The following is a 13,208-nucleotide window of genomic DNA, read 5'->3' as shown; positions in this document are numbered from 1 at the left end:
AGCAATATGTGGTTTTGCAATAACTTCCGGTATGGGAAGTTTGAATAATGTTATTATTGCTGTGGAAAATTGGAGTCAATAAAGTGGTTTAAGTTAATCTGATTTCTTGGGGATAGAATGCTGCGTCCTGCAAACGAACGGAAAATGCTATTCATTGCATGGAACAACAGTGTTCCGATCAGGATTCCTAACAATGCCAAAGTGTAATCGTCAATCTGTCCGCGTCCCAGTCCACTGACTGCCTGAGAAATTTCCATAGCAGCAGGAAATGCAAGATATAAAAACAGGCGGAATATATAATTCCATTTCAAGAAGTAAGCACAGATATAATAGCCGAATGGAATATAGAGACACACTGCCTCTGCTAAATAACAAATAAGCGGAAACAGATCAGAACCATTTCGCAGTGCGGATTCCAGATAATTACCGGTTGCCATAAACGGTACAAAGTTCTGTGCGCCAAAGGCAGGCTCTTTGTAAGGAGGAACGATCGGTGTAATGTAGTATTGCTTGATCAGTGCCAATATATAGCATACGAGCAGCACTATACTCATTTGGATAAAGAAACGTCGGTACCCCTCGAAGTGCGGCGTTGTATCATACAGATCGCGGATGGAACAGTATAGAAATGGTGTCAACCAGTTTACTAAGACGAGCAGTACCAGATAAAAGCTGTAGTGCAGCCACGGATTCGGCTGGATACAGTATACGATTACCGCATAAATGAACGCTCCGATCGTCATAAATGCAGCGTGGAGCACATTATAGGAATAGCTAAAGGATGATTCCAAAAAAAAGTGTGATAATGCGAGAGATACTAATACTGCAAATACGATCGACCATATTGGTGATGGCAAAAAATAATATAAAAATCCCTCACAGATCAGCGAGAGCAGTGCCAGTAAAATAACGAGACTGCTGATGTTTACAGTACGTGCATTCATAAAGTTCCTCCATTCTGTCATCTGTTGACGGCAATGTGTTTTAATCTTTGTTCTGTGAAAACTAATTGTGGCTAAGTAATTGCTATAGTTTCTTGATGGCAGGACTCACTATATAGCGGCTGCAAAATATAATTAGGCCATCACATAATAAGCAATATGTGATTCTTACAGCAACTTCCGGTATGGGATGTTTTAGTAAGCCACACTTTTTTATTATACGAGAAATGATGAAAAAATTCAATTTCTCCCATGGAATAACTCCAATTGACCTTGCAAAACATGTATTTTCCAAGTATAATGAAACACGGCAAAGGGATGGATGGACAAACTTAGAAAAAATTAAAAAAAAGCTTGACAATACAGAAAAGGTTTGATATATTATACAAGTCGCTTGAAATTGTACGGGATCTTAGCTCAGCTGGGAGAGCATCTGCCTTACAAGCAGAGGGTCACAGGTTCGAGCCCTGTAGGTCCCATTAGACTGTATCAAGCACAGTCATTTATTTTAATATGGCGGAATAGCTCAGTTGGCGAGAGCACATGGTTCATACCCATGGTGTCAGGGGTTCAAATCCCTTTTCCGCTACTAAATGAAGAGCAGGTATAATTGATATACCTGCTCTTTTTGTTGCTTCAGGAAATAGCAGAGAAGGAGTGCGATAAAGCAAGATAGATGCTTTTGAAGCATTAGTAGGAGGATTACTATGCGCGTTGGAATGGGATATGATGTACACCGTTTGGTAGAGGATAGACCGCTCATCTTGGGCGGGGTAGAGATCCCATATGAAAAGGGATTGTTAGGACATTCAGATGCTGATGTACTTTTGCATGCGGTCATGGATGCTTTACTCGGTGCGGCAGCACTGGGAGATATTGGAAAACATTTTCCGGATACAGATGCTGCCTACAAAGGAGCATCCAGCATAAAGCTGTTAGAGCATGTTGGCAAGCTGCTGGAAGAAAAGTGCTATATGATTGACAATATCGATGCAACGATCATTGCACAGAAACCTAAAATGAGAGATTACATTGATACGATGCGAAAAAATGTTGCTGATACGCTGGGGATTGAGCTTGACCAGGTTAATATTAAGGCAACAACAGAAGAAGGACTTGGATTTACCGGAAGTGGAGAGGGAATCTCTTCGCAGGCGATCTGCAGTATTTCTTCTTATTATGAGCACATGGTAAACAATGCCCCGGCAGGATGTGCTTCCTGTGGCGGCTGTGCAAGAAACTGATCGGACAATAACAGATTATGATGTTGCCGTCAAAGGGTATGTAGCCCCTGACGGATGCCATGGCATATTCTCTGCATCATACTATTTTACGGTGATCTTACAACTAACGGTGGTACCGTCCTCTTTCACTTTGATCGTGGCGGTACCTTTTTTGCGTGCGGAGATCACACCTTTTTTGGTGACAGATGCCACAGAAGAGTTGCTACTGGAATAGGTGGGTGCATTGCCGGAAGAAACTTTGGCAGTCAGTGTTTTTCGCTTTCCTTTTTTAATTGTTAATTTAGAAGCACTTAATTTGATCGTGGGAGATTTTACGGTTATTTTGCAAGTTCGTGTAACGCCATCTGCCTTGACGGCAATGGTTGCCGTGCCATGTTTTTTGGCAGTCACTACTCCGGAATCCGAGACAACAGCGATACTCCTAGCGCTGGAAGACCAGGTCGGAACGGTTTTGTTTGATACGGATGCCCGCAGTGATATGTTCTGACCGCGGAACAGTGATGCGGCTGTTTGGGATAGAGTGATAGTTGGTTTAACAACGGTAACTTGACAGTGTTGTTCTGTCTGATCTGCTTTGATCGTAATCGTTGCACTGCCGGGTTTGAGTGCGGTGATCAGACCGGTAGAAGAGACCAGTGCGACACTTTTTTTATTGCTGCGGTAAGTTGGGACACTGCGATTTGATGTCCTGGCTGTCAATTGGAATGTCTGCTGCTTTTCCAGTGAAAGTGCCGTTTTGTTGAGGGAGATTGTCGTTGGAACGACTTGAATCTGACAATAAGTTTCGGATTTACCGGATTTGACTTTGATCTTGCAGGTGCCGGCTTTTTTGGCAGTGATCACTCCATATACATTGACGGAAGCGATGGAGGAGGCCGAACTGGTAAAGGAAGGGTAGCTTAGGTCAGAGGTGACGGCAGACAAGACCATTTCCTGGCCGATCTTTAACGAAGAACGATAACTGGATAAAATGATAAACGGAGATGCAGCACCGGAGTGGCGGACCATAGCAGGGGCGAATAACCCTGTAAGCAGTGCGGCGATCAATACCATAATAAAGAAAGTGCGGTTGACAGATGTGTGCTTGAAAAATTGTTGTTTCATTTCCATAAATACCTCATTTCTGCGCATGAAAACATATCTGATCGGGAGTAGAACGATAGCTGCGCCGGTTGCTGTGTACGATAGGAACAAAAGAATGTGAGGGAAACACTCTTGACAGTTAAAAGATAACATGCTAATTTGTATTTGTCAACACATATGGTAATAAAAACATTTCACAAACAGACTCATTTGTGCTATGATTGTGAAGTAAAATTTGTGAAATTACAGGCACAACAGTAAAAGGAGGATAATGCAGTGGACAAAATTAAGATGACAACCCCTTTGGTAGAGATGGATGGAGATGAAATGACCCGTATTTTATGGCAGATGATCAAGGATGAACTGCTGCTTCCATTTATCGATCTCAAGACAGAATATTACGATCTTGGTTTGGAGTACCGTAATCAGACAAATGATCAGGTTACGATCGACTCTGCAGAGGCAACGAAGAAGTATGGCGTTGCAGTAAAGTGCGCAACGATCACACCAAATGCTGCTCGTATGACAGAGTATGACTTGAAGGAAATGTGGAAATCACCAAACGGTACGATCCGTGCTGCATTAGACGGCACTGTATTCCGTGCACCGATTCAGGTAAAAGGCATTGAGCCGTGTGTTAAGAATTGGGAGAAGCCGATCACGTTGGCAAGACATGCATATGGTGATGTTTATAAAAATACAGAGATCAAGGTGCCGGGTCCTGGTAAGGCTGAGTTAGTATTTACCGGAGAAGATGGCAAAGAGATCCGCCAGACGATCATGGATTTTGATGGTCCGGGAATCATTCAGGGTATCCATAATAAAGATAAATCTATTGAGAGCTTTGCCCGTGCATGCTTTAACTATGCATTAGATACAAAGCAGGATCTTTGGTTTGCAACGAAGGATACGATCTCTAAGATATACGATCATAATTTCAAAGATATTTTCCAGGATATTTTTGATAAAGAATATAAGGAGAAATTTGATGCTGCCGGGATTGAGTACTTCTATACATTGATCGATGATGCCGTAGCACGTGTTATGAAGGCAAAAGGAGGATTTATCTGGGCATGTAAGAACTATGATGGAGATGTTATGAGCGATATGGTATCTTCTGCATGCGGTTCTCTTGCTATGATGACTTCGGTATTGGTATCTCCATCTGGCGTATATGAATATGAGGCAGCGCATGGAACAGTACAGAGACATTACTATAAACATTTGAAGGGTGAAGAGACTTCTACTAACTCTGTAGCAACGATCTTCGCTTGGACCGGAGCACTGCGTAAGCGTGGTGAGATGGACGGCATTCAGGAACTGCAGGATTTTGCAGATAAATTAGAGAAAGCGACACTGGGTACGATCGAGTCCGGTAAGATGACGAAGGATCTTGCTCTGATCACCAGCCTTGAAAATGTGACGGTATTAAACAGCGAAGGATTTATTAAGGCAGTTCGTGAATCGTTAGAGCAGGAATTGGCATAATAACAGCTAATGGAGGATTTCTATGAAAGAGCCATTTTTTCAATGCAAGACAGCATTGCCGGACCAGGCATTCACGCATGGTGCGAAATTTCATTCAGATGATGTATTTGCGACAGCATTTTTGCGATTGATCAAACCGGAGATTCAGGTAACACGCGGTTTTGAGGTGCCGGCAGATTTTGACGGCATTGTGTATGATATAGGACGCGGCCGTTTCGATCATCACCAGGAAGATAAGGAATACCGTGGGAACGGATGCCCTTATGCTGCTTTCGGACTGCTATGGCGCGAATACGGTGCACAGTGCATTGGTGAGGAAGAGGCAGTGCGTTTTGATGAGTCTTTTGTGCAGCCGTTAGATGAATCCGACAATACCGGATGTCACAATGTTTTGGCGTCCATTATTGATGAGTTTAATCCTTCTTGGGATTCCGAAGAGAGTTATGACGATTGCTTTTGGCGCGCTGAGAAGATGGCGGAGGAAATCCTACGTAACCATTTTGAGGCGGTAGCCGGTATTGTACGTGCGGCATCGCTGGTTCGTAAGGCAATGGAAGAAAGCAACGGCAGTATATTGATCCTTCCGAAGTTTGTTCCGTGGAAGAATGAAGTGATCGGAAGTAGTTATCAAATGGTGGTGTATCCGTCGAATCGCGGGGGATATAGCGTGCAGGGAGTTCCGATAGAACATGGTGATACAGCACTGGTATGTGCAATGCCGGAAGAGTGGCGTGGTAAAGACGCACCGGAATTATCGCAGATTAGTGGAATCGCTTCGCTTCGTTTTTGTCATGCAAGTGGTTTCTTGGCAGCAGCAGATACGCTGGAAGGCGCTGTGCAGGCTGCACAGACTGCAATTGCACGTAAGGAATCCTAGATATAATATTTGTAAGTTTGCGAAAGCTGCTGGAGCATGCGGTAATCTGTAATAAAGATTAGAACAATAATGAAGGCACCTCTTGATCATATCTACGAATATTGCGTTTTATATGCATTGTTCGTCAGATATGATTAAGAGGTGCCTTTTTTGATACCGTAATCTTAATAAGAACTTTTGTATTTATTTTATTTCTTATTTCACGTTATTTTGATTTATCTGGATTTTCTGGAATGGCTTCAATTGCGCTGATCGCAACATCCAGCCAATTACCCTCCAGATCTTCAACAGCACCAGCGTCACTGGCTGCCGCAATGGAAGGAGTCATAGGGATGCGTCCGAGTACCGGCAGATGGTACTGAGTAGCAACATCATCGACATGGCTTTTGCCGAAGATTTCGATTGCTTTGCCACAGTCCGGACATTCTACGTAACTCATATTTTCGATGATGCCAATGATCGGAATATTCATCATTTGTGCCATTTTGACAGCTTTTCCTACGATCATAGATACAAGTTCCTGTGGGGAGGTTACAATGACGATGCCGTCAACAGGGATGGTTTGGAATACAGTCAAAGGAACATCACCGGTTCCCGGAGGCATATCGACAAACATATAATCGACATCTTTCCACACTACATCCTGCCAAAATTGTTTCACCGTGCCGGCAATGACCGGACCACGCCAAATAACCGGATCTGTAGCATCTTCCAATAACAGATTAACAGACATCACCTGAATGCCGGATTTGGAAACAACAGGATATATTGCATGCTCGTCGCCCGTAGCTTTTTCGTTGATGCCATATGCCTTTGGAATAGAAGGACCGGTAATGTCCGCGTCCATAACAGCGGTATGGTAGCCTTTTTTCTGGAAGTTAGCGGCCAGCAAAGATGATACCATAGATTTGCCGACACCGCCTTTGCCACTAACAACGCCGATCACTTTGCGAATGCTGCTCTCTGCGTGCGGCTTTTCTAAAAAGCTCTTTGGATCTCTTGATGCACATGCCTCTCCGCAGCTCGAACAGTCATGATTACAATTTTCACTCATTTCATATCCACCTTTCTGTGAAATTAGTTGGGTATAATACCGTTTGACCCTAATATACGATTATAACAGTGATGAGAAAAAAAGTCCATCATTCAAACGATCAACGATCAACTATCAGAGAACTACAGTAATTGCCTTGCCGCATTTACGTTTTTCGTGATTTCTAGATTTTGTTATCTCTGATGATTGATTTACATGCCTTTCGGAAACTCGAAGTCCCGGAAGCAAGGTGTTCTTCATTTTTGAAAGGGACTTTGCGTAAGTAATATGCGATGCGACAGCAGCTTTGTATAAGCCAAATCTGAATCATGAAGTAAATGAACGATTTTGTTCTAACAAGCTTTCCATATACATATAGTGGTACAGAAGTATAGAAACAGGTTCAGAAATGAGGAAAAGAATGGGTCGTTATGAGCGAATGATTTGCTATTTGTATGAATATCAAGATGGACACAAGGGAGCCAATGTTGGCTATGTCAAATTGGAAAAACGCGGTGAACAGTGTCGGGTGCTGATTCAAATGCGGAGAGCCGACCTTGCCACTCTGCCACAGGCAGCATTGTTTCAGCAGGAAAAAACAGGCGTGCTGCTTATACCCATTGGCGTCATGAGAGATAATAATGGCAGTATGAAGGGGCAGTATGAGGGAAATGTGGACAATCTTGCAGGTACCGGGCTGTCTCTCGACGATGTACATGGAGTATTGGTTTATGTAGAAGAAGGACATTATTTTGCATCAACATGGAATTTGGAACAGATCGATGCACGGCAATTACGTTGGTGGCAGGGGGATCAACATGAGGATGCAGGAAAAGCAGAGGCTTTACCTGAGGGAGGCAGCGAGACATCACAAGATATGGTTGTTTCATCGGATAGTAGCAACGAGACACCGCAAAACATGGTTATTTCATCAGATAGTAGCAACGGGACACCGCAAAACATGGTTATTTCATCGGATAGTAGCAACGAGACATCGCAAAACATGGTTGTTTCATCGGATAGTAGCAACGAGGCACCGCAAAACATGGATGTTTCAGCGGATAGTAGCAGCGAGGCACCGCAAAAAGAAGTTGCTTCATCTGAGAGAGGCATCAATACACCGCGAAAAGAAGTTGTTTCGTCTGGCAGCGGCAGCAATATAGCACAGAGATTTGCGGATCATCTTGCCTCGGCGCAGGCAGGAATTTCCCGGAAACCCGAGAACGCTTCAATGGAACGTTGTAGTCGGTCGGCGGAGGTGACAGGGCAGTCAATCTGCGGAAGCTGTCCATTTCAGCGCAAAGAATTGGACTATGGCAAAAAAATGTTGCTTACTTTTCCGGTGATGCGTCCGTTTGGGGAACGTTATCCCGGACAATGCGTGCGAATAGAGCCGCAGGATATTGGATGTTTGCCGATGAGAATGTGGTCCCTTTCCGGGAATCCGTTTTTAATGCAGGGATATTTTCAATATCGCCATTTGATCTTTATGGAATGGGAGAAAGGATATGTCATCGGTGTTCCGGGCATCTATAGTAACATGATGCAGTCGAAGGCGGAGAATGCCGGATTTCGTGAATTTATTGCCATCTGTGGACAGAAAAACTGTCGCGGAGCTTTTGGATATTGGCTGATGCCACTGGACTAATCTTCCGATGAATCCGGTACTATGTAGGTGTAGAGGAGATGATCCCGGTATTGTCCGTTTATTTGCGCAAATGAATGCAGATAGCCTTCCCGTACAAAGTGCAGATGTTCTAGCAGTCGGATAGAGGACTCATTTTCCGGGAGAACCATCGCTTCGAAACGATGCATTTCATAGTGTTTTGCAACCAAAGGCAGCAAAAAGGCAATTGCCTCCTGCATATAGCCGTTGCCAGTGGCGGTTTGATCCAGTTTGTATCCGATCATGCATCGATGAAAGGCTCCGCCCTGAAATTCAGAAAAGCAGACACAGCCAATCGGGATATTGCTGTTTTTTCGAAACATCCAGTAACGAATATGTTTTGACTTAAGGAAAGCATTGTATTCCCAAGTAAGATTGCGGGATTGATAGGTAATGGTGTAAAAATATTGTGGACGCAGAGGCTCTACCGGCTCTAACGTATTACGGTTTCGTTCATAAAAATCCAAAACGGCTGACGAACTGTCCGGCTTTAATATACGCAATTCAAGTCGCTCTGATTGATAATAGGTTAACATGATAACAATCCTCATTTCTGTCTAAAATCTGACTCACACCTTCATATTTATATCGATACAAAGACTGAGTGATCTTATAAAAACATATCGGATTGGTGCGGAAAATGCAAGTGTTTCGTAGGTGATTTTGGCAGACAAAAGGTTGTTCTAATATACAAAAAAGATTATAATAAACACAGCACACTTAACTTAGGAGTCCCTTTTAGACTCCGTTATGCGCAGAAATCATGTGCAGTTATTATGGCATAACTACGTTAGAAATGAGGAAAAATGGCGGTGCAGAAAGACAATACGGAAAAATATATGAGGGAGGCGATCAAGCAGGCGAAAAAAGCGGCGGCAATTGGAGAAGTGCCGATCGGCTGCGTGATCGTAAGAGACGGAACAATATTAGCGAGAGGATACAACCGTCGGAACATTGAGGGGAGTACTCTGGCTCATGCCGAGATCATTGCAATAAAGAAAGCGAGTAAAAAATTGCAGGATTGGCGTCTGGAAGACTGCGAACTCTACGTTACGTTAGAACCGTGTCCGATGTGCGCCGGTGCGATCGTGCAGGCTAGGATTCCCAAAGTTGTGATCGGTGCTATGAATCCGAAAGCCGGGTGCGCCGGAAGCATTTTGGACTTGCTGCAGGAAAAACGCTTCAATCATCAAGTGGACAAGGTTATTGGAGTACTGCAAGAGCAATGCAGTCAGATGATGCAGGATTTTTTTCGGGAATTGCGCCGGCAGAAAAAAACGCAAAAAGAACAATCTTGACAGGGCATACAGGAATCTATATAATAAAATTTGTGTCGTTTCTCTAAAAGAAGCGCTCGAAGATGCGAGTAGCATCCGCTTGATTTTGTCATAAGATTTCCGTGCTAGCCGGGGAGATAGCGGTTCCCTGTACCTGCAATCCGCTATAGCAGGGGTGATGTTCTGTTTCGGGTCTATGGCTTGCAAAGCTGCCCTTTGTAAGTGGCGTTGACGCTTTGGTCTTGCGCAATGGAAACTCATGAACCGTGTCAGGAGGGGAACCTAGCAGCACTAAGTGAGATCTTCCGTGTGCCGCGAGGTTGCCGGGGCTGAGTTAACTGCAAAGGTAACGTTTGCAGCGATGGATTCAACGCAGAATGCACGGTTTTTTGTTATTTTATAGGAAATTGCTGTTATGTAGTGTGACGTTATCAAGAGTTCCCCGTCGCTGTTTTCAATAAGGAGGAGATTGAATGAATACGGAGCGAAAAACCTATTGTGTCAATCAGATCATGAAGGGTGAAATTATTTTTGAGCGCGGCAGTGAAGCTGCTTATGTTGGGCTTGTATTGAAAGGTCGAGTACGCATACAGGCAGAGGGTGTTAATTTGGTCATTGGATCCGGACATTTCTTGGGATTGACGGATTTACAGGATGGGATGTATCGTGTTACATATCAAGCTGAAACGGATCTCGCAATCTATATCTTTCGTGCCGGCGAACTTCAGGCGACCCTTCAGCAGATTTTTAAGGCGAACAAGGATTATGCAGCACTTATGGTTGCTACATTAGGAAAATATATACATGCTCTTGCGGGTGTATATCACACGCTGGAAGAGCAGGCAGAGAGGGATTATGAATTTTTGCAGGAACAGTATAGATCCTATCAGGTGATTGGGCAGGAGTTAGGAATCACAACGGATGAACTGCCTGGGATTGAAGAGTTGTCGCCGTTGATGCATTGGACGGCATTAGATGAAGAAAAGATCACTTATTATGATATCTTAAGTGGATTGAAACAGGATGTTCAAAAGGCATATTTTGGTGCATCAGAGACGATTGCAGTCTATCATATTAAGGACCAGATCAATCTGCTTCGTGATCTGCTGGATCAATGTGAAGCAGATGCAGCATATCTGCAGAGTTTGGTTGGTCCAATGTTTCGTACAGACAAAAATTTATATTTATCGGTTTTGCATATGGTGGCAACTGCCAAGAGGATTGATGCGGACACGAAAGCCGGGATGGAGATTTTTGATAAGTTGATCGATGAGATCAACCGTTTGGAAGAAGTTTTATACGAACAGGCAAGTATCAATCTGCAGATTGACCATAATTCTATGGATAATGCATACTACAGCCTAATCTGTGATGGGGCATCACAAGAAGAAACAATGGATGCTTTGACGGAAGAGTTTGCCTTAGTAGAGGAAAACTTTGTCAGCGTTGAAGAGTTAGATCATTCCTTGGAGCACATTTTAAGGTATTCAGAGCTTCCAATAGAACAAACACAGCAATTTGAAGCGGATGTTCGAGCGTTTGCAGCATTGTCGGACAAGATGTCGACGGATGACAACGCAAGAGAATTGCGTCGTAATATATTAAAACAGTATTATCCGCTGTATAAGGCAGTATATTATAAAGAGTATCACAGCACGGAGGAGACACCGATCGAGATCGACCTTTTCCTGCGTTATGGATTTCTAAGTGAGACATTATTGACGGAAGAATTGTTAGAGGAGCTGCTTTCGTTGGACAACGATCGTTCCGGACGCGGAGACTGCCGCGTTTATGATATGAAAGAATGGCTTACCGAGGTTTACGAGGGGCGTAAAAGTCCTTCTAAGAGTGAATTTGATCTGGATTATGAAGATTTTCTGCGAGATCAGAAAAAAACCGGACGGATCACGGAAGCGCAGATGAAAGAGCAGCTCGAGGATCGCGACGCAAAATTGGATTACGAGATTACCAATATGTTCCGCGTAAATCATCGTCTGGTAAGTGGTCAGGCATCGGTATTCGTACCGTTTTTGTTTACGGAAGGAAGTTCAGCATCATTGCAACGTACCTTTTTATCAAAAGATAAGATCAATGCGAGCCTGCGCAAGCTCAGACAGATTGATTATTCGGTATTTTATCGTGAGATGCTGTTTCATAAAGACGATTCGCCGATCACAAAGGAATATATGATGGAAGAGGTGGCACCGGACGTTATTTTGCTGCCTGCTTGTGGTACCAAAGGGATTATGTGGCAGGAACTGAGCGGCCGCAGAAGAAATTCCAAAGGTCGTTTTTTGCTGCCTCATTTCTTTGAAGGGGATTTAGAGCTTGCCATGATTCAGTTGTGCGGTCGTTTTCGCTGGGAGCTGTGTCGCACGATGCAGGGGACTTCGTGGAACAATATTCAGATAAAATCGCTGACAAGTGAATATAGTGATTATATCCAGTTTTACCGCAAAAACAGGGACTTGTCAGAGGACAAGAAAGAAAAATTAAAAATGCAGATTCAGAAATGCAGAAACAATACACGAGAGGTCTTTGTGACGGATTATATTAACTGGATCCGACATGAGGCAAAGGGCGGGATCACGTTAAATAAGACGGTTCGAGAGATTATGGCGACGTATTGCCCGTTTACTAAAAAGATTCGTGAGACAATAGTAGAACAACCGTTGTTCCGAGATGCAATGGCACGTTTTATGCGTGAAACAGGTAAGAAAAATAAAGAATATGCGTTAAAATTCCGTGTATGGGAGAAAGACGGCATAGAAGTCCCGGCAGAGATCATACAGACAAGAGATTTTTACCGCGATCTGTAAACGGGGTGGATCATATCCAACCGCCGTCAAAACGCAGCACCTGGCCGGTCAGGTATTCTCCGCTTTGAGCGACTTGTACAATAAAGTCAGCGGTTTCTTCGGCAGAAGCCGGTCGGCCGACAGGGATTTCCTCAAACAGAGAGCTGCGCTCGTCGTCGGAAAGCTGTCCATTCATCCGGGTATCGATAAAACCACAGGAGACTGCGTTGACAGTAATGTGACTGGGACCGAGTTCTTTTGCCAAGGCTTTGGTGAAAGCGCAGACACCGCCTTTCGTTGCAGAGTAAGCAACTTCAGTGGAGGCTCCTATTTCGCCCCAAACAGACGTGATGTTTATAATTTTGCCATATTGTTGGGCGAGCATGGTCGGAATGACAGCACGACAACTGTAGAATACAGAGGACAGATTGCTATTTACAATGGCAGTCCATTCATCGTCTGACATATCCTGCAGTAAACCAACATAGGAGATACCTGCGTTGTTGATGAGCAGATCAATATGTGGGTATGTGATCTGTATTTGTGAAAAAAAATCTGCTACTTGAGCACTGTCGCCAACATCGCACTGCATCGCAAGACAGTTGCGGCCGTTAGCGGTAATCTGCTTTGCAACAGCAGAGAGCGCTGTCATGTCTTTTTGACAGCAGATGGCAAGGTCGTAGCCTGCCGCTGCAAGTTTTAGGGCGGTCATCTGACCGATCCCATGAGATGCTCCGGTTACTATAGCTGTTTTGGCTGTATTCATACTAACCTCATTTCGTGTAAAATTTATCTGTAATA

Annotated in this window: 11 protein-coding genes, 2 tRNA genes and 1 other RNA gene; 9 read left to right on the top strand and 5 right to left on the bottom strand. The window is 43.9% G+C overall.

The window, feature by feature from the left end; genetic code table 11:
• Positions 1-53: 53 nt before the first annotated feature.
• Positions 54-944 carry a VanZ family protein gene (locus DXB73_RS12190; protein WP_182448333.1) on the bottom strand — a complete coding sequence of 297 codons (891 nt, stop codon included), beginning with the start codon at positions 942-944 and terminating at the stop codon, positions 54-56.
• 403 nt (positions 945-1,347) lie between these two features.
• On the opposite strand from DXB73_RS12190, the gene DXB73_RS12180 reads away from it, so the two are divergent.
• From DXB73_RS12180 to ispF, 3 genes are all read left to right on the top strand, one after another.
• Positions 1,348-1,420, top strand: a tRNA-Val gene (locus DXB73_RS12180).
• 36 nt (positions 1,421-1,456) lie between these two features.
• A tRNA-Met gene (locus tag DXB73_RS12175) sits at positions 1,457-1,530 on the top strand.
• Positions 1,531-1,648: 118 nt separating this feature from the next.
• Positions 1,649-2,185 (top strand): 2-C-methyl-D-erythritol 2,4-cyclodiphosphate synthase, encoded by a 537-nt coding sequence (gene ispF, locus DXB73_RS12170; RefSeq protein WP_118691321.1) that lies wholly within the window; start codon positions 1,649-1,651, stop codon positions 2,183-2,185.
• A gap of 81 nt (positions 2,186-2,266) precedes the next feature.
• On the opposite strand, the gene DXB73_RS12165 is transcribed toward ispF, so the two are convergent.
• Positions 2,267-3,289 carry an Ig-like domain-containing protein gene (locus tag DXB73_RS12165; RefSeq protein WP_182434301.1) on the bottom strand — a complete coding sequence of 341 codons (1,023 nt, stop codon included), beginning with the start codon at positions 3,287-3,289 and terminating at the stop codon, positions 2,267-2,269.
• Between the two features lie 255 nt (positions 3,290-3,544).
• Here DXB73_RS12165 and DXB73_RS12160 point away from each other — a divergent pair, with 255 nt between their 5' ends.
• Both DXB73_RS12160 and DXB73_RS12155 read left to right on the top strand, forming a co-directional pair.
• Positions 3,545-4,756 carry an NADP-dependent isocitrate dehydrogenase gene (locus DXB73_RS12160; protein ID WP_022026053.1) on the top strand — a complete coding sequence of 404 codons (1,212 nt, stop codon included), beginning with the start codon at positions 3,545-3,547 and terminating at the stop codon, positions 4,754-4,756.
• A gap of 22 nt (positions 4,757-4,778) precedes the next feature.
• Positions 4,779-5,633 (top strand): MYG1 family protein, encoded by an 855-nt coding sequence (locus DXB73_RS12155; RefSeq protein WP_118691319.1) that lies wholly within the window; start codon positions 4,779-4,781, stop codon positions 5,631-5,633.
• Positions 5,634-5,838: 205 nt separating this feature from the next.
• Here the strand turns inward: DXB73_RS12155 and DXB73_RS12150 are convergent, their stop codons facing one another.
• A complete protein-coding gene (locus tag DXB73_RS12150; protein ID WP_118691318.1) occupies positions 5,839-6,687 on the bottom strand; it encodes an Mrp/NBP35 family ATP-binding protein in 849 nt (282 codons plus the stop codon).
• Positions 6,688-7,087: 400 nt separating this feature from the next.
• On the opposite strand from DXB73_RS12150, the gene DXB73_RS12145 reads away from it, so the two are divergent.
• Positions 7,088-8,314, top strand: a complete 1,227-nt coding sequence (locus DXB73_RS12145) for a DUF6128 domain-containing protein (RefSeq protein ID WP_118691317.1) — start codon at positions 7,088-7,090, stop codon at positions 8,312-8,314.
• On the opposite strand, the gene DXB73_RS12140 is transcribed toward DXB73_RS12145, so the two are convergent.
• On the bottom strand, positions 8,311-8,868 hold the full coding sequence (locus DXB73_RS12140) for a GNAT family protein (RefSeq protein WP_182448334.1): 558 nt from the start codon (positions 8,866-8,868) through the stop codon (positions 8,311-8,313). The two genes, DXB73_RS12145 and DXB73_RS12140, sit on opposite strands and share 4 nt — an antisense overlap.
• A 270-nt stretch (positions 8,869-9,138) precedes the next feature.
• On the opposite strand from DXB73_RS12140, the gene tadA reads away from it, so the two are divergent.
• From tadA to DXB73_RS12125, 3 genes are all read left to right on the top strand, one after another.
• A complete protein-coding gene (tadA, locus tag DXB73_RS12135; RefSeq protein WP_118508057.1) occupies positions 9,139-9,630 on the top strand; it encodes a tRNA adenosine(34) deaminase TadA in 492 nt (163 codons plus the stop codon).
• Between the two features lie 99 nt (positions 9,631-9,729).
• Positions 9,730-9,994, top strand: an RNA gene (ffs, locus tag DXB73_RS12130) — signal recognition particle sRNA large type.
• Between the two features lie 88 nt (positions 9,995-10,082).
• A complete protein-coding gene (locus DXB73_RS12125; protein ID WP_118691315.1) occupies positions 10,083-12,428 on the top strand; it encodes a cyclic nucleotide-binding domain-containing protein in 2,346 nt (781 codons plus the stop codon).
• A gap of 10 nt (positions 12,429-12,438) precedes the next feature.
• On the opposite strand, the gene DXB73_RS12120 is transcribed toward DXB73_RS12125, so the two are convergent.
• Positions 12,439-13,173: an SDR family NAD(P)-dependent oxidoreductase gene (locus DXB73_RS12120; protein ID WP_118691314.1), complete on the bottom strand. Its 735-nt coding sequence runs from the start codon at positions 13,171-13,173 to the stop codon at positions 12,439-12,441.
• Positions 13,174-13,208 lie beyond the last annotated feature (35 nt).

This window comes from Clostridium sp. OM05-6BH, from assembly GCF_003481635.1.
In the GTDB taxonomy this organism is placed as follows: domain Bacteria; phylum Bacillota; class Clostridia; order Lachnospirales; family Lachnospiraceae; genus Butyribacter.
The sequence above is the reverse complement of the archived record's forward strand: the minus strand, read 5'-3'. Positions and strand labels throughout refer to the sequence as shown.

Coding starts and splice junctions, on each gene's coding strand:
- DXB73_RS12190 (WP_182448333.1), bottom strand. CDS start 944: ATGAATGCACGTACTGTAAACATCAGCAGTCTCGTTATTTTACTGGCA.
- ispF (WP_118691321.1), top strand. CDS start 1,649: ATGCGCGTTGGAATGGGATATGATGTACACCGTTTGGTAGAGGATAGA.
- DXB73_RS12165 (WP_182434301.1), bottom strand. CDS start 3,289: ATGAAACAACAATTTTTCAAGCACACATCTGTCAACCGCACTTTCTTT.
- DXB73_RS12155 (WP_118691319.1), top strand. CDS start 4,779: ATGAAAGAGCCATTTTTTCAATGCAAGACAGCATTGCCGGACCAGGCA.
- DXB73_RS12150 (WP_118691318.1), bottom strand. CDS start 6,687: ATGAGTGAAAATTGTAATCATGACTGTTCGAGCTGCGGAGAGGCATGT.
- DXB73_RS12145 (WP_118691317.1), top strand. CDS start 7,088: ATGGGTCGTTATGAGCGAATGATTTGCTATTTGTATGAATATCAAGAT.
- DXB73_RS12140 (WP_182448334.1), bottom strand. CDS start 8,868: ATGTTAACCTATTATCAATCAGAGCGACTTGAATTGCGTATATTAAAG.
- tadA (WP_118508057.1), top strand. CDS start 9,139: ATGGCGGTGCAGAAAGACAATACGGAAAAATATATGAGGGAGGCGATC.
- DXB73_RS12125 (WP_118691315.1), top strand. CDS start 10,083: ATGAATACGGAGCGAAAAACCTATTGTGTCAATCAGATCATGAAGGGT.
- DXB73_RS12120 (WP_118691314.1), bottom strand. CDS start 13,173: ATGAATACAGCCAAAACAGCTATAGTAACCGGAGCATCTCATGGGATC.